Source organism: Devosia faecipullorum (assembly GCF_015158295.1).
Taxonomy (GTDB): Bacteria; Pseudomonadota; Alphaproteobacteria; order Rhizobiales; family Devosiaceae; genus Devosia; species Devosia faecipullorum.
This window is the reverse complement of record NZ_JACDXV010000008.1, coordinates 26,718-46,153: the sequence shown is the minus strand read 5'-3', so window position 1 is coordinate 46,153 and position 19,436 is coordinate 26,718. Positions and strand designations below refer to the sequence as shown.

Genomic DNA, 19,436 nt, shown 5'->3' with positions numbered 1-19,436 from the left:
AGCGGAATGGTCTGAAACCACCCTAATTCACTCCCACTCGATCGTGCCGGGGGGCTTGCTGGTCACGTCATAGACCACCCGGTTGATGCCGCGCACTTCGTTGATGATGCGCGTGGCGGTCTTGCCGAGGAAGTTCATGTCGAAGGCGTAGAAATCGGCCGTCATGCCATCGACCGAGGTGACGGCGCGCAGGGCGCAGACGAATTCATAGGTGCGGCCATCGCCCATGACGCCCACGGTCTGCACCGGCAGAAGCACGGCGAAAGCCTGCCAGATCTTGTCATACTGGCCCGACTTGCGGATTTCATCGAGATAGATGGCGTCGGCCTGACGCAGAATATCGAGCTTTTCGGGAGTGATGCCGCCGGGGCAACGGATGGCGAGGCCCGGCCCCGGGAAGGGGTGGCGGCCAATGAAGCTATCCGGAATACCCAGTTCGCGCCCCAGGACACGGACCTCGTCCTTGAACAATTCGCGCAGCGGCTCGACCAGCTGCATGTTCATGCGCTCGGGCAGGCCGCCGACATTGTGGTGGCTCTTGATGGTGACCGAGGGGCCGCCAGTGAAGGAAACGCTTTCGATGACGTCGGGATAGAGCGTGCCCTGAGCCAGAAAATCGGCGCCGCCGAGCTTTTTCGCCTCTTCCTCGAAGACCTCGATGAACAGGCGCCCGATGGTCTTGCGCTTGGTTTCGGGATCGGTCTGGCCTTCCAGTTCGCCAAGGAATTTAGCGCTGGCATCGACATGGACCAGCGGGATATTGAACTGGTCGCGGAACATGGTGACGACCTGTTCGCTTTCGTTCAGCCGCATCAGGCCGTGATCGACATAGATACAGGTGAGCTGGTCGCCGATGGCCTCGTGGATGAGGACAGCTGCGACCGATGAATCGACGCCGCCCGAGAGACCGCAGATGACCTTGCCGGAGCCGACCTGCTCGCGGATTTTCTCGATCATCTTCTGGCGGTAGGCCGACATGGTCCAATTGGACGCGATGCCGCAAATCTTGTGGACGAAATTGACGTAGAGCTTCGCCCCGTCCGGCGTGTGCACCACTTCAGGGTGGAATTGCACGGCCCAGATGCGGTGGGCCTCGTTGGCAATCATGGCGTAGGGTGCGTTGGGCGAAGTGCCGACGACTTCAAAGCCTTCCGGCAGGGCCACGACGCGGTCGCCATGGCTCATCCAGACCTGGTGGCCATCGCCAATGTCCCAGACCCCATCGGTCAGCGAACTGGCCTGCTGCATCGTCAGTTCGGCGCGGCCAAATTCGCGGTGATGCCCCGCTTCCACCTTGCCGCCCAAAGCCACGCATAGCGCCTGCTGGCCGTAGCAGATGCCCAGGATCGGCACATCGGCCGCAAGGATGGCCGGATCGATCGTCGGCGCGCCCTCATCCAGCGTCGATGCGGGCCCACCCGAGAGCACCACGCCCTTGGGATTGAGCGCAACCATCGCTGCGCCGGCTGACTGGAACGGATGGATTTCGCAATAAACGCCGGTCTCGCGGATGCGTCGCGCGATCAGCTGCGTGACCTGCGATCCGAAGTCCACGATCAGGATGGTGTCGTTGCGGGCGGAAATGTCTGGGTGCTGCATGGCGGGGCTTTAGCTCCACCACGCAGATTCCGCAAGCGGCGCGTGGCGCGCAGCCGCCATGCAGTTCAATTCAACAGGGCAATTGAGAGATTGAGATAGCCGGCAAAGCTGACCCAGACGATATAGGGAACGAACAGGATAGGCGCGAGAGCGTCATGCTTGCGGCTGACGGCGATGAAGCCGGCAATGGAAAGCCACATGGCGACCAGGACGACGAAGGCCAGCCAAGGCTGCTGCGCCAGGAACCAGATCGGCGACCAGGCCCAGTTCAGCAGCATCTGCGACACCCAGAAGCGCATGGCCCCGGAGCGCGGGGCCTTGATCCAGATGCGCCAACCGGCAATGGCGATCAACACGTAGAGAGTGAACCAGACGGGCCCAAAGATCCAATTAGGCGGATTGAGCGGCGGCTTGGCGAGATTTTCGTACCAGATGCCGGGGACCGATTGTGTGCCGATCAAGGCGCCGATGCCGATCACCAACACCAGAAATACGGCAAGAGCGACATAGGATTGAGGACTGCGATAGTCGGTGGCGGCAATGTTCATATCGGCGCATCCTGAATTGTTGAGGTCGTTACCTCCACAACGCAGCGATGTGACCAGCGGTTCACTCCAGCGCCAATGTCGCGCGCTCAGGCGGCCTTGCGCAGCAGGTGACAGTAGAAGCCATCCGTGCCGCTGCGGCGTGGTGTCAGGCAAAGGCCGCCGCCGGAGGTGGCAAGCCCCTCGGGCAATTCGGTGATCAGCGCGCTGCGCCAGGCCGTAGCCAGATCGAGCGTTTCAAAGTCGGGCTGTTGCTCCAGAAACGCGACGATCTGTTCGTCGTTTTCCTCGGGCAGGATGGAGCAGGTGATATAGACCAGCGTGCCGCCCGGACGGAGATAGCGCGCCGCCTCGACCAGCAGCGCCGCCTGTTCCGACTGACGCTGTGCCAACAGGTCGGCGGAAAGCTTCCACTTGGTATCGGGTCTCCGGCGCCAGGTGCCGGCGCCGGTGCAGGGAGCATCGACGACCACGCGATCCATTCTGCCGACGAGATCATCCAGCGCGCCGGGATTGGGCGCGCGCACCTGAGCATTACGCACGCCATTGCGCTTGAGCCGATCATAGATCGGGGCAAGACGCTTGCGGTCACTGTCATAGGCGAAAATCTGGCCGGAATTGCCCATGATGGCAGCAAGGGCGAGGGTCTTGCCCCCTGCCCCGGCACAAAGGTCCAGCACCTGCTCGCCCTCTTTTGCGCCGGCCAGGGCAGCAACGATCTGACTGCCCTGATCCTGTATTTCAAACCAGCCCTTGAGATAGGCCTCGTCGGTCGTAACATTGGCGGTGCGGGCGTCGCGCGGACCGGAAGGCAGAGTGAGGCCGAAGGGCGCGATGGCGGTGGGCTGGGGGGAGAAGCGCGCCAGCGACTTCATGACTTTTTCCGGCGCGGCCTTGAGCGCATTGACCCGCAGGTCGAGTGAAGGCCGCCCGGCCATGGCCTCGCCTTCTTCCACCCAATCGGCCCCGAAGGCGCGCTCCAGCGAAGGCGCGAGCCAATCGAGAAAATCGGCCCGAACGGCCTCGGGGGCAGCGGAGAGATCGGCGGCGGCTCCCGCCATCTCTTCCGGAGTCAGCGGGGCGGGGGCATGGCTATCGCCGGCAAAGGCTTCAGTGAGGCTTTCCGCCGTCTCGCCCCAATCGCGCATCGCCACGGCCAGCACCAGTGCGCGCGGGCTGTCGCTGCCCATGGCAAAAGCATGGGAGGCGCGGCGGCGCAGCGCGTCATAGACCAGATTGCCGATGGCGGCGCGGTCCCCTGCCCCGGCGAAGCGATTGTTCAGCCCCCAGGCCTTCAGCGCCTCCGAAACCGGGCGCTTGCGCTGCTCCACGTCGCTGAGGACTTCGATGGCGGCGGACAATCGGCCAGGAAAACGCATATCGGGACTCCGGGGGAGCAATAGTCAGGCACGATAGCCAGAAATAAACCGGCGCGTCACCCTCGGGCTTGCCCCGAGGGTGACGATCTGCTGGTGGGGTTTAACGCCCGCTGCGATAATTGGGAGCTTCGCGGGTGATGGTCACGTCATGGACATGGCTTTCGCCCAGCGCTGCCGCGGAAATCTTCACGAAGGTGGCGTTTTCCCGGAAATCCTTGAGATTGTGCGCGCCGGTATAGCCCATCGACGCCCGCAGCCCGCCCGCGAGCTGATGCAGCACCGCACCCACCGAGCCCTTATAGGGCACCTGACCTTCGATGCCCTCGGGCACCAGCTTCATCTGGTCGCGCACATCCTGCTGGAAGTAGCGGTCGGCCGAACCAGCCCCCATGGCCCCGACCGAGCCCATGCCGCGATAGGATTTGTAGGAACGACCCTGATAGAGATAGACCTCGCCGGGGCTTTCGTCGGTGCCGGCGAGGAGCGAGCCGACCATGACGCAGGAGGCGCCGCCCGCCAAGGCCTTGGCCAGGTCGCCGGAGAACTTGATCCCGCCATCGGCGATGACCGGCACGCCAGACTTATGTCCTTCATCAGCGCAGGCCATGATCGCGGCGAGCTGGGGCACGCCCACCCCGGCGACGATGCGGGTGGTGCAGATTGAGCCTGGCCCGATGCCGACCTTGACCGCGTCTGCTCCGGCATCGATCAGCGCCCTGGTGGCCTCGGCGGTGGCGACATTACCGGCCACGATGCGGGTGGAATTGCTCTCGCGCTTGACCCGCTCCACCGCTTCGGCGACGCGGACGGAATGGCCATGCGCGGTATCGATGACCAGCAGGTCCACCCCGGCATCGATCAGCGCCAGCGAGCGCTCAAAGCCGTTATCGCCCACGGTGGAAGCGGCGGCGACGCGCAGGCGTCCCTGCTCGTCCTTGACTGCATTGGGGTGAAGCTGGGCCTTTTCGATGTCCTTGACGGTGATAAGGCCGATGCAGCGATTGTGCTCATCGACCACCAGCAGCTTCTCGATACGGTGACGGTGCAGGAGGATTTTGGCATCGTCCTTGGAGACGCCTTCGCGCACCGTGATAAGGTTCTGATGCGTCATCAGCTCGGATACCGGCTGATTGGGATTGCTGGCGAAGCGCACGTCGCGGTGGGTCAGGATGCCGACCAGCTTGCCGATGGCGCGACCGCCATGACCGCCATTCTCGACGACGGGAATGCCGGAAATGCGGCTCTTCTGCATCAAGTCCAGCGCGTCGGCCAGCGTCGCGTCGGGGCCGATGGTGATAGGGTTCACCACCATGCCGGATTCGAAGGACTTCACCATCCGCACCTGCTCGGCCTGTTCGGCGGCGGTCAGGTTCTTGTGGATGACGCCCATGCCGCCGGCCTGCGCCATGGCAATGGCCATATTGGCTTCGGTCACCGTGTCCATGGCCGAGGAAAGGATGGGAAGGTTGAGCGCTATGTCCTTGGTGACATAGGTGGAAATGTCGGTTTCGGTGGGCAGGATGTCGGAGCGCGCCGGCTGCAGCAGCACGTCGTCAAAGGTGAGCGCCGCATCGCCGGTGATGGTGGTAATAATCTTCGCCAAGGCCAGACCCTTCCTGCCTTCTGATAAGAACCAGATATGTTGGAATATGAACCGGCCCATGAGTAGCGCGGGTTCAGGTTGGCGAGGGTCAATAGCACCGGGACGGTCCGCTGCATAGGGGTTTACCCTGGATTGGCCCGCACGGAACACCTGCATTTTTTCCGGGAAGACAGATGGCCGGGCTCGTGCAATAAGCATTAGGTTTGACTGGCCAAGCGCCACGAAGCGCTGCATAGTGCTGATGCGGTTCAGTTCTGGCCGCTGATTTCCAGTTTAAATGCCCCCGATCCGCATTACTCCGCTCATATTGGCGGTGGCGCTGTTCATGGAACAGATGGATTCCACCGTGATCGCGACGTCCCTTCCGGCAATCGCGGCCGATATCGGCACCGAGCCGATCGCGCTCAAGCTGGCCCTGACCGCCTATTTCGTGGCGCTGGCCATCTTCATTCCCATCAGCGGCTGGATGGCGGACCGGTTCGGGGCTAAGAATATCTTCCGGCTGGCCATCTTCGTCTTCATGCTCGGCTCGCTGGCCTGCGCCTTCTCCTTCTCGCTCGAAACCTTCGTCATCTCGCGCTTCTTCCAGGGGATCGGCTCGTCGATGATGACCCCGGTGGGCAGGCTGTTGCTGGTCCGCTCCACACCGCGCAACGAACTGGTGGCCGCCATGGCCTGGCTCACCATTCCGGCCCTGGTGGCGCCGGTGACCGGGCCGCTGCTCGGCGGGTTCCTCACCACCTATCTCTCCTGGCACTGGATTTTCTGGATCAACATTCCCATCGGCATTGCCGGGATCATCCTGGCCGGCATCTATCTGCGGGTACCGGACGAACGTACGCCACGCCCGGTCGATCTCGTGGGCTTTCTCATTGCTGGCGTCGCATTTTCGGGTCTCGTTTTCGGCCTCTCGGTCGTCAGCCTGCCAGCCCTGCCGATCATCTACGGATATCTGACCCTGGCCGTGGGAGCGACGGCGGGCGTCCTCTACCTGCTCCACGCGCGCAAGACGAAATACCCGCTGCTCGATCCGCGGCTGTTCCGACACAAATTGTTCCGCACCTCGATCATCGGCGGGTCATTGTTCCGCATCGGGGTCGGCGCCGTGCCGTTCCTTCTGCCATTGATGCTTCAGCTCGGCTTCGGCCTCAACCCGTTCGAATCGGGCGCGATTACCTTCGTATCCGCCATCGGCGCCATCATGAGCAAATTCATCGTGGAGCGCATTTTCGCCCGCTTGGGCTTTCCGCGCGTGCTCGGCTTTGCAGCCGTCTTCGGTGGCCTGCTGATCGCGGCGCAGGGATTGTTCACGCAGGAAACTTCCGTTCCGGTGATGATGATGGTGCTTATCGGCGGGGGCATTTTGCGGTCGATGTTCTTCACCGGCACGAACGCCATCGGCTATGCCGACATTTCCGACGAGGAAGCCAGCCAGGCAACCGCCATCGTCGCGGTAGCTCAACAAATCTCGATTGCCTTCGGCGTGGCTGTGGCCGGCGCCATTCTCGAAATTTCCAGCGCCATCAATGGCGGCGTGCTGACGCTGCTTGATTTTCAGATCGCGTTTTTCGCTGTCGGCGGCATGAGCGCGCTGGCAGGCACCACTTTTTTCCGCTTGCCGTCCGACGCCGGCGGCAATGTTTCCGGCCACAAGGCCGAAAGCTAACGCAAAGGCCGCTCGAGACGGCCCGGAGGAGCATTGTCCCGTACGATCCCGCTGATCCTGGCCACTGCCGTGTTCATGGAGAACATGGATTCCACGGTCATCGCCACCTCGCTGGCGGCCATTGCCGGCGATATCGGCACCGATCCCATTTCGCTCAAGCTGGCGCTGACCGCCTATCTGGTGGCGCTCGCCATCTTCATCCCCATTTCGAGCTGGATGGCCGACCGGTTCGGAGCGCGGCGCGTCTTCCGCGTGGCCATGCTGGTGTTCATGGTCGGATCAATCGGCTGTGCCTTCTCCGGCTCCCTCACCGCCTTTGTCATTGCCCGTTTCGTGCAGGGGATGGGAGGCGCGATGATGGGGCCGGTGGCGCGTCTGGTCCTGGTGCGGATGACCCCGCGCCATCAACTGGTGGATGCCATGGCATGGCTCACCATTCCCGGGCTGATCGGCCCTATCGTGGGCCCGCCCTTCGGCGGTTTTCTCACCACCTATTTCTCCTGGCACTGGATCTTCATCATCAACATTCCCATCGGCGTGCTGGGAATCATGCTGGTGGGACTGGCCTTGCCCAATGAGACGCGCAACCAGCCCCGCAGGATCGACGGCAAGGGATTTGTGCTGGCTGGACTGGCCTTTGCGCTCTTCGCCTTTGGTTGTTCGGTGGTGAGCCTGCCGGCCCTGCCCCCGATCTATGGCATCGCCGCCTCTGCGGCGGGCATCGGGCTGGCCTATTTCTATATCCGCCACGCCCTGGCCAGCGACTACCCGCTGCTTGACCTGCGATTGCTCAAGGTCCGCAATTTCCGCATTGCGCTGGTGGCCGGCACGTTCTTCCGCCTGAGCCAAGGCGCGACACCCTTCCTGTTCCCGCTGATGCTGCAACTGGCCTTCGGACTGTCGCCGTTCGAAAGCGGCATGGTGACCTTTGCCGGAGCGGTGGGGGCGCTGGTGGCCAAATTTGCCGCCAATTGGATCTTTGCCCATTGGGGCTTCAAATATCCGCTGGTGATCTCCACCGCCATTTCAGCCGCCGGCATCCTCGCCATGGGCTTTTATACGCCCGACACCCCGATCCCGTTGATCCTCGCCATGCTGGTGTTCACCGGCTTCTGGCAATCGACGTACTGGACCGGCTCCAACGCCTTCACCTTCGCCGATATCGAAGACAAGGATGCGGGCCAGGCCAATGTCATGAGCCAGGTCTGGGGGCAGCTCATGTTCGCCATGGGCGTGGCGCTGGGCGGGGGCCTGCTGGAGCTGTCCCATCGCCTGCGCGGCGGCGCTGAACTGGCGCTGTTGGATTTCCACGCCGCGTTTTTCATCGTCGCCGGCGTGGGCACGATATCGACGCTGCTCTTGCTGCGATTGCCGAAAAATGCGGGCCACCAATTGATCGGCGGCCCGCGCATGCATTGATGAACCTCGGTTGTCAGGCTCTCAGATAACGTTGAGCAACGTCGTGACGCCCATGCCGACCGTAGAGACAATCGTGCCAATGGTGGCGCCGGTATCCCACACGTCGCACATGCCTTTCAGCCGGCCCCATGCCGCCCGCAGCTTGCCTTTTTCAGGGTTTTGCGAGCGCAGCACCCCGACAAGATTTTTCAGTTCGGCTTCCAATTCCTCGTTGTGGCTGCCCTTGGCCAGAACGCCCCCAAGCTCGGTCAGCGCCGCATTGAACTCTCCATTGAGGAATTTCAACTGTTCGCTGGAAAGGCCGTCATAGCGCTCGAACCGAACCGAGTAATCGTAATTATTGACGACGGAATTGTCCGTGACATTGATCGAATTGTCCTCGATCTTCCGCTGGTCGATATTGATATTGTAGCTGAAGGCGCTGCTCGAAGTCGTCAGCGCGCGAAACACCAGATCGCGCACTGCTTCCATGAAACTGAGGTCACGTGACCAGAACAGGGTCATGCCGCCGGAATTGCTCAGCAATTCAACCCCATATTCCTGCACCTTTTTCCTGCGACGTTTCAAGCCTCGCAGGACAAGGAATGCGCCGGCAACGCCCAGGATCAGCGGAATGAACTGATCCAGTGTCCAAACCAGTTCTCCCAGTCCGGGAACGTAATAGAGAGGCGCCAGCGCACTTTGCCGGGCGTAAGAATTGACAAACTGAACCGCGAAGAAAATCAAGACAACACCGACAATGCCCAGCCTGAGCAAGCGCCAGAAATAGGCGGCACCCTTGTCGAAATCGGTAACCTGCCGCTCCACCATCCTGGCCGATGAAATGTTTTTCGTCGGATAGATCTGGTTGTTCAGCTTGATCGCGTCGCTCGTTATTTCCATGTCCCCCACCCCACTCTCGCGAAATGCGGACAGGATTATCGCGTAAGACTTTAATATGAAACTATTTTTTGGCCGCCATCATTTGCCGGATGGCGTGAGCACCAAGCCGCCACGGGGCCGAGCGCATTCCCCTTGCGCCGCAATATCTGGACGCCTTCAATCGCAGTTTGGCGCTTCGTCAGCGGCGCGCCGTGGATCGATTCCGTCATCGCGGCGGGCCCGCCAGCCCATTACCGCGCGGAATCGACCTCCTGCTCATCGTCGGCAACGACATTGGCGCGGCCCTTGAACCCCTTCGCCACAAGATAGGCTTCCGCGGAATCCTTGCGGCTCGAAGGCGGCTTGACGTGGAACGTGGACGCGAAATGTCGCTTCAACATATGCAGCAATTCATGCTCGGTGCCGCCCTGAAACACCTTGGCCACGAATGCGCCGCCGGGATTGAGCACCTGGATGGCAAAATCGGCGGCGATCTCGATGAGATGCACGATGCGCAGATGGTCGGTGGCGCGATGGCCGGTGGTCGGCCAGGCCATGTCGCTCATCACCACATCGGCGCCCTTGCCGCCCATGGCCTCGATCAACATGGCGGGCGCATCCTCTTCGGTGAAATCCTTGCGCAGCAGGATGACGCCGGGAACGGGGTCCATCTCAAGATAGTCGATGCCAACGACCAGCGGCGCTTCAACGGTTGAGCCCACCGCTTGAGCCGCAACCTGCGACCAGCCGCCCGGCGCCGCGCCCAGATCGACAACGCGCATTCCCTTTTTGAAAAGCTTATGCTTTTCGTCGATTTCCTTGATCTTGAACGCGGCGCGCGAGCGATAACCCTCCGAGCGCGCCCGCGCCACGTAAGGATCGTTCAGCTGCCGCTCCAGCCATTTGGTCGAGGCCACGGTGCGGCCCTTGGCCGTTTTCACCCGAATCTTGAGATCGCGGTCGGATTTACGCCCCCCCGTGCCCAAAGCCTTGTTATTGGCCATTGTTCTGCCTCCTTGGGTAGCGAGTTGGCCGCTTTTGCACGCGGTCCCCATCCATGAGCGAAATCAAAATACCCTCGCGCAGGCCGCGATCGGCAACGCGCACCCGCTCGGTCGGCCATTCACGCCGAATGGCCTCGAAAATGGCGCAGCCGGGCAGAACCAGATCGGCGCGATCCCTGCCGATGCAGGGATGGGACACACGCCGCTCGAATGCCATGCCGAGCAGCGCCCGCATGGTCTCATCCACCTGATCGCGCCGCATCCACAGCCCATCCACCTTCTGGCGCTCATAGCGTTCGAGGCCCAGATGCAGGCCGGCCAGCGTCGTGACCGTGCCCGAGGTGCCGATCAGATGCACTTTATGGCTGCTGATCATCTGTCGCAATTTCTCGCGCCCGCGAAACTGGCGCAGGTGCTCGGAGACATGGGTGACCATCGCCTCGAACACTTGCGGTGTGACATCGACGCCGCCGAATTTCTCGGCAATGGACACCACGCCGACCGGCAGGGATTGCCACGACCGGATCGAGGCGGCCATGCGGCCCTGGGCGCGCGGCCGGCCACCGCGGAAATCGAGCCAGGCCAGCTCCGACGACCCCCCGCCGATGTCGAACATCAGCGCGCCTTGCGCCTCGCCATCGATCAGGTCGGCGCAACCGGTAACGGCCAGTTCGGCCTCGGTGCGCCGATCGACGACTTCCAGATCCATTCCCAGCTCGGTCTTGACCCGCTCCAGAAACGCCGGGCCGTTCTCGGCGGCGCGACAGGCTTCGGTGGCGATCAGGCGCATTCGCGTTGGCTGGTGCTCGCGCAGCTTGTTGCGGCACAGGCGCAGGGCCTCCATGGTCCGCTCCATCGCGGCGTCGGAGAGACGCCCGGTAACGGACACGCCCTCGCCCAGCCGCACGATGCGGGTGAAGCCATCGATGACCCGGAAGCCGCGTTCATGGGGACGTGCGATCAGCAGGCGGCAATTATTGGTACCCAGATCGAGCGCCGCATAGAGAGGGCCACGCGGGCGTTTTGCATTGGGGGCGGATGTTGTCCGCTGGTCGGGCCGGGGCGGCGGCGATATGCCGGCCCGATCCTTCCGGACTGCGCCGGAAGACGTACCAGACCCCGCATCGGCCAGAAGAGCCGAAGCGGCAGCGGACCGATTCGAGTCGGTCACGTCTGTCTCCTTCGTGCGCGGTCGCAGGACCGGACCCAGCCGGCCGCGCCCGAGCGCACCTGTGTTACATTGTCGGAAATGAGGGTAGAGCAAGGGGGAGAGAAGCGCAATGAAAACGATGATTGCACCAGACTGCGCAGAGGCGCTTGCAATCTCATTCCGCTTTGTCTAATGAGACCCCGCGCCGTGCTTCGCAACCAACGGTTCCGACCACGCCGCCCAGCCTGATGGCTCATGCTGGGGAATAGTTCAACGGTAGAACAGCGGACTCTGACTCCGTCGATCTTGGTTCGAATCCAGGTTCCCCAGCCAATCCTTTTTCATCTATGACGGGGCTGAAAGAGTGCCGCGATTCGGCTGTAAGAGTGCCACGATCCGGCTGTAAGAGTGCGCCGGTTGTCCGCTTCCAGATAAGGCTGACTGGAAATTTAGAGAACTTCACGCTCAGCCGGCTTGCAGGCTAGTCGGCCAACCCTGAGGCGTCCTCGCCGCAGATCAGGCAAATGCCGTCGTTCTCACCCTCGGGGTCTGTACAGATTACGTTGCCCTTGCAGTGGTCTTGACGACATAGACTGCGTTCGACCGCCACTTCCTCCCCGCACATGAAGCAGCAGGTACGATCCGCTCCTTTGACCAGGAAAGCCGTGTGAACGGGATCAGACCTGAGGTCATTCCAGTCGGTGGTACCCAGTCGAAAGCAGGAGAGGCAAAGATAACGCCGCTGGAACTTCGCCACGCCGAAAAGTCGTTTGAAGTCCGACTTGCCGATGAACTTCAGGGCCAGAGGCCACTGCGCGAAGACATCGGCATATGGAGAAGAATTGGAATAGTCGTGGAAATAGGAGAGCCGGGTGTTCGACTCGGCTTGCACCCATTCCTTCAGCCACATTCGTTCAGGCCACAGTTGCTGGTACTGAAACAGCATCTTCTTCAGCAAATCTTCCGGTGTGAATACGGCGTTGGCGGAGCCGAGATGCGCCACCTTGTTTCGAAGGGACCGAAACAGATTGTAGGTCTGCACGAACTCATCGGACAGTGGCCTAGCGGACAGGGTGTTTACCGCGCCGGGAAGGTCCACGGCATCAAGGGTGCGGAGATCGGAAAATTCGATGTCGCTACCGTTCGTGCTGAATTTTGGTTCAGACTTCAAAAGAAGCAGGTACGGGCTGACCTCGCAAATCCGGGCCTTTAGCGCCAGCTCGTTGGACTGCTGAACGATGGTGCATATCGATTGCAGTTCCGGTTGGCACGCTTCCAGATATTCTTTCCGTTCTTCCGCCCAGGTGTCCTCATCGTCATCGGCGGACCCCGGAACATCGAAATGCAGTTCGAAATCGTGGATAATGCCGATAAGCGACGACCAGGCGCTGAAGTAAAGGCGAAGCGCGACTTCGTTGAGCGACTCTGCCGATGGCGGGTTGATGATCAACTGCGGTCCCCCGGGATGACGGATTCTGGAGTTATGTCTAACCTTTTGCTTCGGCGCCCTTCCTCAAGGTTGGCGGAAGAAACAAGTCGATTTCTCCTTCCGAGAACGTGTACTCCTCATTGTGCTGCAGGGCCTTTTGAGCCCTTCCGTAGGCCGAGCCATGTGTTTGCGGCGCCCCTTTATGTATGGCGGCCAGTTGCGCCTGCAGCTGATCGCGCCGCTCCCGTGCCGCCTGCGGTTCGACAGCGTTCATGCGCAGGTCGGTGAGGAGCGAGAGATAGGACTCCCTTATGTTCCACAGGGCAGACGCCGCATCTCGGTGTTTCTGAGCGGTCGCACCGGGGTCGAACCCTTTCATGTAACCGGACACCAGAAGGGACAACAGGGCCAGACCAGCTGTCGCGACCTTCATCCAACCTTCGTCGACAAGCAGCACCCCGACCGCCCCCGAGGTCGTCAAAGCCGTGATAACGATCTGCGCCACCTTGAAGGTCGCGAGCTTGCCACTACACTCCTCCGCCTCTTTCTCGTGCGTCTTGTGGGTGTAAACCACCCGGCCGAAGCACTCGCGGATTTGGTCTTCTAAATGTGAGAAGGGCTGCATCTCTACCTCTAAACCGGGTACAGCGGGCCAAAAATCTCCCGCCACTTTCGCCGCCTGCTATACGGATTGTCATTGTACACAATCGCATCGAGGGAAAGCAGGTAGGCCGCCCAAGCCCTCTTCTCGAACGCCCCCCTTCTCCCCACCTGCGACCCGCTTCCCGGCGCGCGCCAGTAGGACTGCGTGGTGGCCTGCCGCGACATGAACAGGAAGAAGTCCCGTGCCATGTAGTCGTGGTACAGGAAAGACTTGTCGCGATGGGGCCAGTTTTCAAGGAACTGGAATGCGAGGGTGTCGATCAGCATGCCCGAGATTGGAACGCCGTTGTAGTCTTTCCAAACCCGCATCATCCGGCAAAGGTGCTTCATGTTCCGGTTGGTGGCGCGGCTTCTGGCGTTCACCGCTTCCATCTCCGCCCATGGGTTGCACACCCGCCAACTCCCGCCATTGTTGGCATTGGCGTATGTCCAGGTCTTCTTGTCCTTGTTCAAGAAGGCGGGCAGAACTTCGAAGTTGATCCCATCCGTGAAGTTGACGCCGACTACCTGTCCATCTCCGAAGCTGTCCGTGGTTCTATAGGTCTTCTGGATGGAGCGCTTGACTGCCTGAAGAAGCGCCGACTGCCCGTTCGTGGCGTAGGCGTGGTATTGATGGTAGACCGCGTTGGGCAAGAGATAGCCCATGTCGAGATCGGACACTCCACGCGCTGCGGTATCCCGACCGTACGATCCGACATACCAACTGTGCGCCGTTTCCGAGTCCGATCCGTAGAAGTCGTTGTTCAGCTGGCGCGTGATACGGCGATACCTGCGTGAGATAGAACCCATCGTATCGGCGTCCAAGTTGTAGTTGGACTTGAACGCTGCGAAATCTTCTCCGACGCCCATGATCGCTCCCTGACAATAGTACTGTATCACCATGGAAGTATTGTCCCTGCGGCGCTGACACCATTTCCACAGAATGTCACGACTGTCGGGTCGGCCGGTCGACGGGTCAGCGCACTTCCTGGTAAGTAGTGTTCAGGAAGCGATCGGCTTTAGTGAACGAAGCCACCACGCAACGCTGCAGATCCTCAAACCAAGCCTCGTCCTCGGCATGGGCGATCCGGTCAACGTTCAGCGTCAGGATATACTGCTGCTCCTCCTCGAACTCCGCTCGCGTGAGCAGGAATTCCAGGCTCTTGTTCAAGGTGTCCTCGTCGACATCGAATATGTTGTCGTGCACCAACAGGCCTGGATGCCGCACCTTGGTGAAGTCGTTCAACAGCAGTGCGATGTCGTAGATGAAGACCTTTTCCCGCTCCACGCTGTGGCTGCCGTCGTCGTCAATGCGCAGGACAATGTCGACGACCTGCTTGTTGGCCGTGGTGCGGACGTCGAAAGAAGCCTTCCGGTTGCCCTGGATGAACTGGTGGATGTCGAGGATGGTCTTCTCGACCGATTTCAGCCGGTCGCGAGCGGCTGCGATGCTTCCCTGCAGTCGCAGACGCTCGGTTTCCTTGTCGGACCGCTTCTGCTGCTTCTCGACGGCCAGCTGATCGTAGCGCTCGAGGAATCCCTTTAACTGGCCGAGCTCGTCGCTCTTGACCTGATAGGAGGCGTAGGTCTGCCGCAGGCTGCGGAGCTGCCCTTCCTGGTCCAGAACCGCGAGAAGCTTCGAGTACCGCCGGTCGAGGTCGGCAAGTTGCCTGTTCAGACCCTTGAGCTCGACGTCCACCACCTTGGACTTCTCCTCGAGCAGGTGCTGCTGGAAGCGCTCGATCTTGTCCTTGAAGGAGATGACCTCCGTCAGGTCGCGCGCGACCGCCGTCCCTAAGCCGGCACGCAACTCGTCGTAAAAGTGCCGGATCTCCTCGGTTTCGATGGAAGGCTTCGCGGCCACCGGGGCGAGACGCGCGGACCGTTGTGACAGCACTTCCTTCCGGCGCCGAAGCGCCGCCATTTCCTCCTCGATCGCCAGCATCTCGGCCTGAACGATGTCGAAGGCGGGCGCGGTTTCGAGGGCCTCGATGGCATCGTTGATGCTCTGCACCTCCTCGTCCAGCGCGTTCAGGTCCGAACGCGCGTCGTCGATGGTCTTCTGGCGTACGAGCAGGACGTTCTCCCGGATGCGGGCCTCCTCCGCGCCGATATGGTCTATCTCCTTCAGGATTTCCTTGATGAGACGGTAGATGCCGAGGTCGATGCCCAGCAGCATCAGGTGGGGAGCATAGTTCTCCGGCACCTTCAGCCTGGTGTCGAAGTAGGAAACGATGGACTTGAACTCGGACCGCTCGTCCCGGATGAGAGGACCGAGCATCTCGCGGAAATTCACCGCTCCGGCCGCTTTGAACGGGAACATGCGCTGTGTCAGGAAGTCGGTGGCATCCTCGCGCTTGGCGAATATGATTTCCCTGCCGTCGACGATGATCCTGGGCTGCTCGGATTCCGCCAAGGATCGTTTGATGGTGTATACCTCGCCGTGCAGCCGGAAGCGGACGCAGACGAACGTGTAAGGATCGAATGCTTCCTTCGGAATCTTCGACACCCGGCTGTCGGACTTCTTCTTCAGCAGCGCGAAGTTGATGAACTCGATGCACAGGGACTTGCCGACCCCGTTGTTCTTGGAGCTCGTATCGTCGCTTTCACCGAGTACGACGTTCACACCGTCATCGAACTCGATGGGCTCGATCGTTGCCGGCTCTGTGTAGAGGAGCTCAATCCGCATCGAGCGCTACCAGGTAGGGTTCCTCGAACTCGAGCAGCCCGACCGCGTACAGGAAGGTCAGGCCATAGAAGAAGGCCGTGGAGGTGAACCAGCGCTCCCGCTTGAAGTGGTCGACGACGTCGAAGATGCTGACCCGCCCCTTGCCGGCGGTACGAACGTAACGGATGACCTCGAACCCGACGATCGCCGGGGCCCTCTCCAACGGTTCATCCTTGAGGAACAGGTTAGGCATGGGCAGCGGTCTTGTTGGGGAACACGTTGCAACGGATCAACTGGTCGATGAGGTAGAAGCGGACCGCGCTCTCGTCGAACCCCGCAGTCCCGTCGCCCATCTTCTCCATGATCCGGATCACCATCGTCTCCAGCGCCTGTTCGGGATCGCCGGCGCATTCCTGCAGGACCCGGTCGCTCCAGTTCGTCAGGTATATCTGGAGCTTCAGCATACGACCATGACCGATGTCGGACTGGCCGGAGACCTCGGCCAGGGTGGCGCCATAGAGGGCATGAAGGTCGGTGAACTGCCGCTTCAGGAAATCGGCGTGGTCGGCGAAGCGGGCGTTGATCTTTCCTTCCGGGTCCGGGTCGACCCGAATGTCCGCAGCGACCGCCTCGACCTCGGATTCGCTCAGGACCTCGATGAGGCGCAGCAGCGTGAGTACCTCGTTCGCCTCACGCGGTTGCCGGGTCGATATACCCGCCTTCAGGTAGTCGAAGCACTGGACGAGTTTCTCGGGCGGCAGGTCGTCGATCCGTGCGAGGAGCTCATCGAGACCCCAGACATCATCCTTGATCGACATGGCGAACACGTCACCACCGCCCAAGCTGTCCTGCCTGTATGTCTTCTTCTCGCCTATGACCAGCACCACCAGTCGGTCGTACTTGGCGTCCAGTCCACCCGCCACGAAACCGGAGTGAGTGTACTTGATCTTGGGCATGCCGGCGGTCGATGTCACCTGGATGGCGATGCGGGCGTCCTCATCGCCGAGGTCGATCGCCCGGGCATTTTTCTCCACGATATTGATGTTCTTCAGCTCGTATCCGAAAGCCAGGTTCAGGAAGTCACGGAAGAAGTTCTCGGAAACGACGTTGATGTCTTGGTGGTTGAGGCTGTTGTGAAGCTCCACGGACACCCTGAGGATGGATAGGTAGTGGATTATGCCGTCGAGGAGCGACTTGCGGTTCATGCAGGAACGTCTCCTTGATCGTTACCGGGATCGACGGCGAATCTTGCCATCAGCCAAAACGCACTTCGCCATATGCTCTACGGGCCGGTGAACCAATGCAACCGGTCGTTGACATGCTCCAGTCCCACCCCTGCGGCCAGCCCCGCCCCGGGACGAACGTTCAGGGCTTTCTAGAACCGCGGGGGTGTCCGCGACCTCTTGAATGCCCCCTGCTGGCGCTGGTGATCGAGGTGGTCGACCAGCTGGGTGATCTCGTGCCGAAGCCGGTCCTGATCCGTCTCTTCATCCTGCGCGATCTCGATAAGCATGCTCGCGAGGACGCCGGCGCCGCCGAAGTTCCGACCCCTGCCATTCGGTCTCTGGGTCCGACGCTTGTTGCCGTCGACCTCCACCGGGCCGAGGACGTCGGCGATGCGGATCATGGCGTTCCTGATACGCGTGCTGCTGGCGCCGGTCTGCTGCTTGAGCGCAGTGGTGGGAAAGACGGCCTCGTCTCCGTGGACCAATGCCCCCAGACGAGCCAAGACCAAAAGGTCTCCCAAAGTTACATCCGGCTCGAAAGCCACTCGACGAGGCATCCCATGTCTCCGAAGGTGCCTCGTCATTGTGCATTCGGCATCTTGCGAAAGGGTTTAACCTCAAGTTGCCATCAATCGGGACATAGTGATGGTTACAACACCTCTAATGACGTCGACTCGACATCATCGGACCTGAATTTGCGGCTAACTGCCATCGCAACTCTATTTGTGACCTCGTTCCACCATCGAAAGCCACTGGTTGGCGGTTATCACCCATCATTCCAGGCGGGAAATCCTTGATCTCCCATCATAATGGTGGCGATCATGGGCAAGGCTGCAGCGACGGCTGTCGGATCAGCGTCCACTCTCCTCTTACCATCCTCGTCCGCAGGGGTATTGACCTTCCAATGATGGGAAGGTGCAGAAAGGAAGCACGACAGCAATTCGACAAGGAGCAAACCTATGTCCACCGTGGTGGCCAACGCCGGCAAGAAGGCGGTTATCCATCGTATGGTGATGCCGAGCCACACCTGCCCCTATGGTCTCAAGGCCGTGGATCTGCTGAAGCGGTCCGGTTACGAGGTCGAGGATCACCACCTCACCACCCGCGAAGAAACCGACGCATTCAAGACCGAGCACGACGTCAAGACGACACCTCAGGTGTTCGTCGATGGCAGGCGGATCGGCGGCTACGACGACACGCGACGTTTTCTGGGCAAGACGGTCGTGGATCCCAAGGCGACCAGCTACCGCCCGGTTGCGGTGCTGTTCGCCATGACCGCCCTCACCGCCATGGCAGCGAGCTTTGCGGTGAGCGGCAACCCTCTCACCCTCCGGGCGCTGGAATGGTTCATCAGCTTCTCGATGGTGTTCTTGGCGCTGCTCAAGCTCCAGAACGTCGAGACCTTCGCGACCATGTTCCTGAACTACGACCTGCTCGCCAAGCGCTGGGTGCCCTACAGCTACATCTATCCCTATGCGGAAGGTCTTGCGGGCATCCTGATGGTGGCCGGAGCGCTGACCTGGCTTTCGGTGCCCGTGGCCCTCTTCATCGGGACGGTCGGGGCCGTCTCAGTGTTCAAGGCCGTCTACATCGACAGGCGGGAGCTCAAGTGCGCCTGCGTTGGTGGGTCGAGCAACGTGCCTCTCGGGTTCGTTTCGCTCACCGAGAACCTGATGATGATCACAATGGCTGTCTGGATGGGACTTTCCGCTCTCGGGATCATTCCCTCCAGCCACGCAATGTAACCACACCGCACGCGCCCCCTTTGAACAACGGAGACCAACGATGAAGCACACCATTATCGCCCTTGCCGTCCTCGGCATGTCGACATTGCCGTCATTGGCGCAGGATGCACATGCCGGTCACGGCACCGCTGCCGCACCTGTCGACATGCCATCGGTGGCCCAATTGCCCGAGATCTGCCTGTCCGCGGAAGCTCCTGCATCGGCACCGATGGATATGGATCACGAGATGGACCAGCCACATTCTGACCTGATGGCGGGAATGGACGAGAACAACCGGCTCATGATGCGAGCAGGCATGGTCGAGGACATCGACGTGGCATTCGTCTGCGCCATGATCCCGCACCACCAGAGCGCCATCAACATGGCCAAGGCCGAGCTTGAACATGGGGACAATGCCTGGGCCAAGGAGATGGCGCAGAAGATCATCGACGCGCAGGAATCAGAAATTTCCGAAATGCTGGGCTGGCTCTCGGGCGAAGGCGCTTCCGGATAGGCTTGTA

The 19,436-nt window shown here is 61.0% G+C and carries 18 protein-coding genes and 1 tRNA gene; 5 read left to right on the top strand and 14 right to left on the bottom strand.

Annotated features, from left to right (window positions below; genetic code table 11):
* Nucleotides 1-27: 27 nt before the first annotated feature.
* From guaA to guaB, 4 genes are all read right to left on the bottom strand, one after another.
* On the bottom strand, nt 28-1,599 hold the full coding sequence (guaA, locus tag H0482_RS14890) for a glutamine-hydrolyzing GMP synthase (RefSeq protein ID WP_210319200.1): 1,572 nt from the start codon (nt 1,597-1,599) through the stop codon (nt 28-30).
* Nucleotides 1,600-1,664: 65 nt separating this feature from the next.
* The gene (locus H0482_RS14885; RefSeq protein ID WP_193730855.1) at nt 1,665-2,147 is read right to left on the bottom strand and encodes a TspO/MBR family protein; all 483 of its coding nucleotides are present in this window, start codon (nt 2,145-2,147) and stop codon (nt 1,665-1,667) included.
* Nucleotides 2,148-2,233: 86 nt separating this feature from the next.
* Entirely contained in the window at nt 2,234-3,523 is a 1,290-nt protein-coding gene (locus H0482_RS14880; protein ID WP_193730854.1) for an RsmB/NOP family class I SAM-dependent RNA methyltransferase, read from the bottom strand.
* Between the two features lie 100 nt (nt 3,524-3,623).
* Nucleotides 3,624-5,126 carry an IMP dehydrogenase gene (gene guaB, locus H0482_RS14875; protein WP_193730853.1) on the bottom strand — a complete coding sequence of 501 codons (1,503 nt, stop codon included), beginning with the start codon at nt 5,124-5,126 and terminating at the stop codon, nt 3,624-3,626.
* A gap of 277 nt (nt 5,127-5,403) precedes the next feature.
* Between guaB and H0482_RS14870 the strand changes: the two genes are divergently transcribed.
* Complete coding sequence (locus H0482_RS14870; protein ID WP_193730852.1) at nt 5,404-6,792, top strand: DHA2 family efflux MFS transporter permease subunit; 1,389 nt, start codon at nt 5,404-5,406, stop codon at nt 6,790-6,792.
* A gap of 33 nt (nt 6,793-6,825) precedes the next feature.
* Nucleotides 6,826-8,211, top strand: a complete 1,386-nt coding sequence (locus H0482_RS14865) for an MDR family MFS transporter (RefSeq protein WP_193730851.1) — start codon at nt 6,826-6,828, stop codon at nt 8,209-8,211.
* Between the two features lie 21 nt (nt 8,212-8,232).
* Here H0482_RS14865 and H0482_RS14860 read toward each other — a convergent pair whose 3' ends face one another.
* The 3 genes from H0482_RS14860 to H0482_RS14850 all read right to left on the bottom strand — a co-directional run bounded on the left by H0482_RS14860 (nt 8,233) and on the right by H0482_RS14850 (nt 11,247).
* Nucleotides 8,233-9,093: a DUF6232 family protein gene (locus H0482_RS14860; RefSeq protein WP_193730850.1), complete on the bottom strand. Its 861-nt coding sequence runs from the start codon at nt 9,091-9,093 to the stop codon at nt 8,233-8,235.
* 230 nt (nt 9,094-9,323) lie between these two features.
* A complete protein-coding gene (locus tag H0482_RS14855) occupies nt 9,324-10,076 on the bottom strand; it encodes an RlmE family RNA methyltransferase (RefSeq protein ID WP_193730849.1) in 753 nt (250 codons plus the stop codon).
* The gene (locus H0482_RS14850; RefSeq protein WP_330998277.1) at nt 10,066-11,247 is read right to left on the bottom strand and encodes a Ppx/GppA phosphatase family protein; all 1,182 of its coding nucleotides are present in this window, start codon (nt 11,245-11,247) and stop codon (nt 10,066-10,068) included. Before H0482_RS14850 ends, H0482_RS14855 begins: the two co-directional genes overlap by 11 nt.
* 238 nt (nt 11,248-11,485) lie before the next feature.
* On the opposite strand from H0482_RS14850, the gene H0482_RS14845 reads away from it, so the two are divergent.
* A tRNA-Gln gene (locus H0482_RS14845) sits at nt 11,486-11,559 on the top strand.
* A gap of 148 nt (nt 11,560-11,707) precedes the next feature.
* Here H0482_RS14845 and H0482_RS14840 read toward each other — a convergent pair.
* The 7 genes from H0482_RS14840 to H0482_RS14810 form a co-directional block, all read right to left on the bottom strand.
* On the bottom strand, nt 11,708-12,676 hold the full coding sequence (locus H0482_RS14840) for a hypothetical protein (RefSeq protein WP_193730848.1): 969 nt from the start codon (nt 12,674-12,676) through the stop codon (nt 11,708-11,710).
* A gap of 37 nt (nt 12,677-12,713) precedes the next feature.
* Nucleotides 12,714-13,280 carry an SLATT domain-containing protein gene (locus tag H0482_RS14835; RefSeq protein WP_193730847.1) on the bottom strand — a complete coding sequence of 189 codons (567 nt, stop codon included), beginning with the start codon at nt 13,278-13,280 and terminating at the stop codon, nt 12,714-12,716.
* Between the two features lie 8 nt (nt 13,281-13,288).
* Nucleotides 13,289-14,167, bottom strand: a complete 879-nt coding sequence (locus tag H0482_RS14830; RefSeq protein ID WP_193730846.1) for an SMODS domain-containing nucleotidyltransferase — start codon at nt 14,165-14,167, stop codon at nt 13,289-13,291.
* 106 nt (nt 14,168-14,273) lie between these two features.
* Nucleotides 14,274-15,986 (bottom strand): DUF2326 domain-containing protein, encoded by a 1,713-nt coding sequence (locus H0482_RS14825; protein WP_193730845.1) that lies wholly within the window; start codon nt 15,984-15,986, stop codon nt 14,274-14,276.
* Complete coding sequence (locus H0482_RS14820; protein WP_193730844.1) at nt 15,976-16,218, bottom strand: hypothetical protein; 243 nt, start codon at nt 16,216-16,218, stop codon at nt 15,976-15,978. The genes H0482_RS14825 and H0482_RS14820 overlap by 11 nt, the downstream gene beginning before the upstream one ends.
* A complete protein-coding gene (locus tag H0482_RS14815; protein WP_193730843.1) occupies nt 16,211-17,170 on the bottom strand; it encodes an SMEK domain-containing protein in 960 nt (319 codons plus the stop codon). The genes H0482_RS14820 and H0482_RS14815 overlap by 8 nt, the downstream gene beginning before the upstream one ends.
* Before the next feature lie 170 nt (nt 17,171-17,340).
* Complete coding sequence (locus H0482_RS14810) at nt 17,341-17,694, bottom strand: hypothetical protein (protein ID WP_193730842.1); 354 nt, start codon at nt 17,692-17,694, stop codon at nt 17,341-17,343.
* A 456-nt stretch (nt 17,695-18,150) separates the two neighbouring features.
* Here H0482_RS14810 and H0482_RS14805 point away from each other — a divergent pair, with 456 nt between their 5' ends.
* Together H0482_RS14805 and H0482_RS14800 are read left to right on the top strand one after the other, a co-directional pair.
* Nucleotides 18,151-18,936, top strand: a complete 786-nt coding sequence (locus H0482_RS14805; protein ID WP_193730841.1) for a glutaredoxin family protein — start codon at nt 18,151-18,153, stop codon at nt 18,934-18,936.
* A gap of 40 nt (nt 18,937-18,976) precedes the next feature.
* Entirely contained in the window at nt 18,977-19,429 is a 453-nt protein-coding gene (locus H0482_RS14800; RefSeq protein WP_230989677.1) for a DUF305 domain-containing protein, read from the top strand.
* The last annotated feature ends 7 nt before the right edge of the window (nt 19,430-19,436 follow it).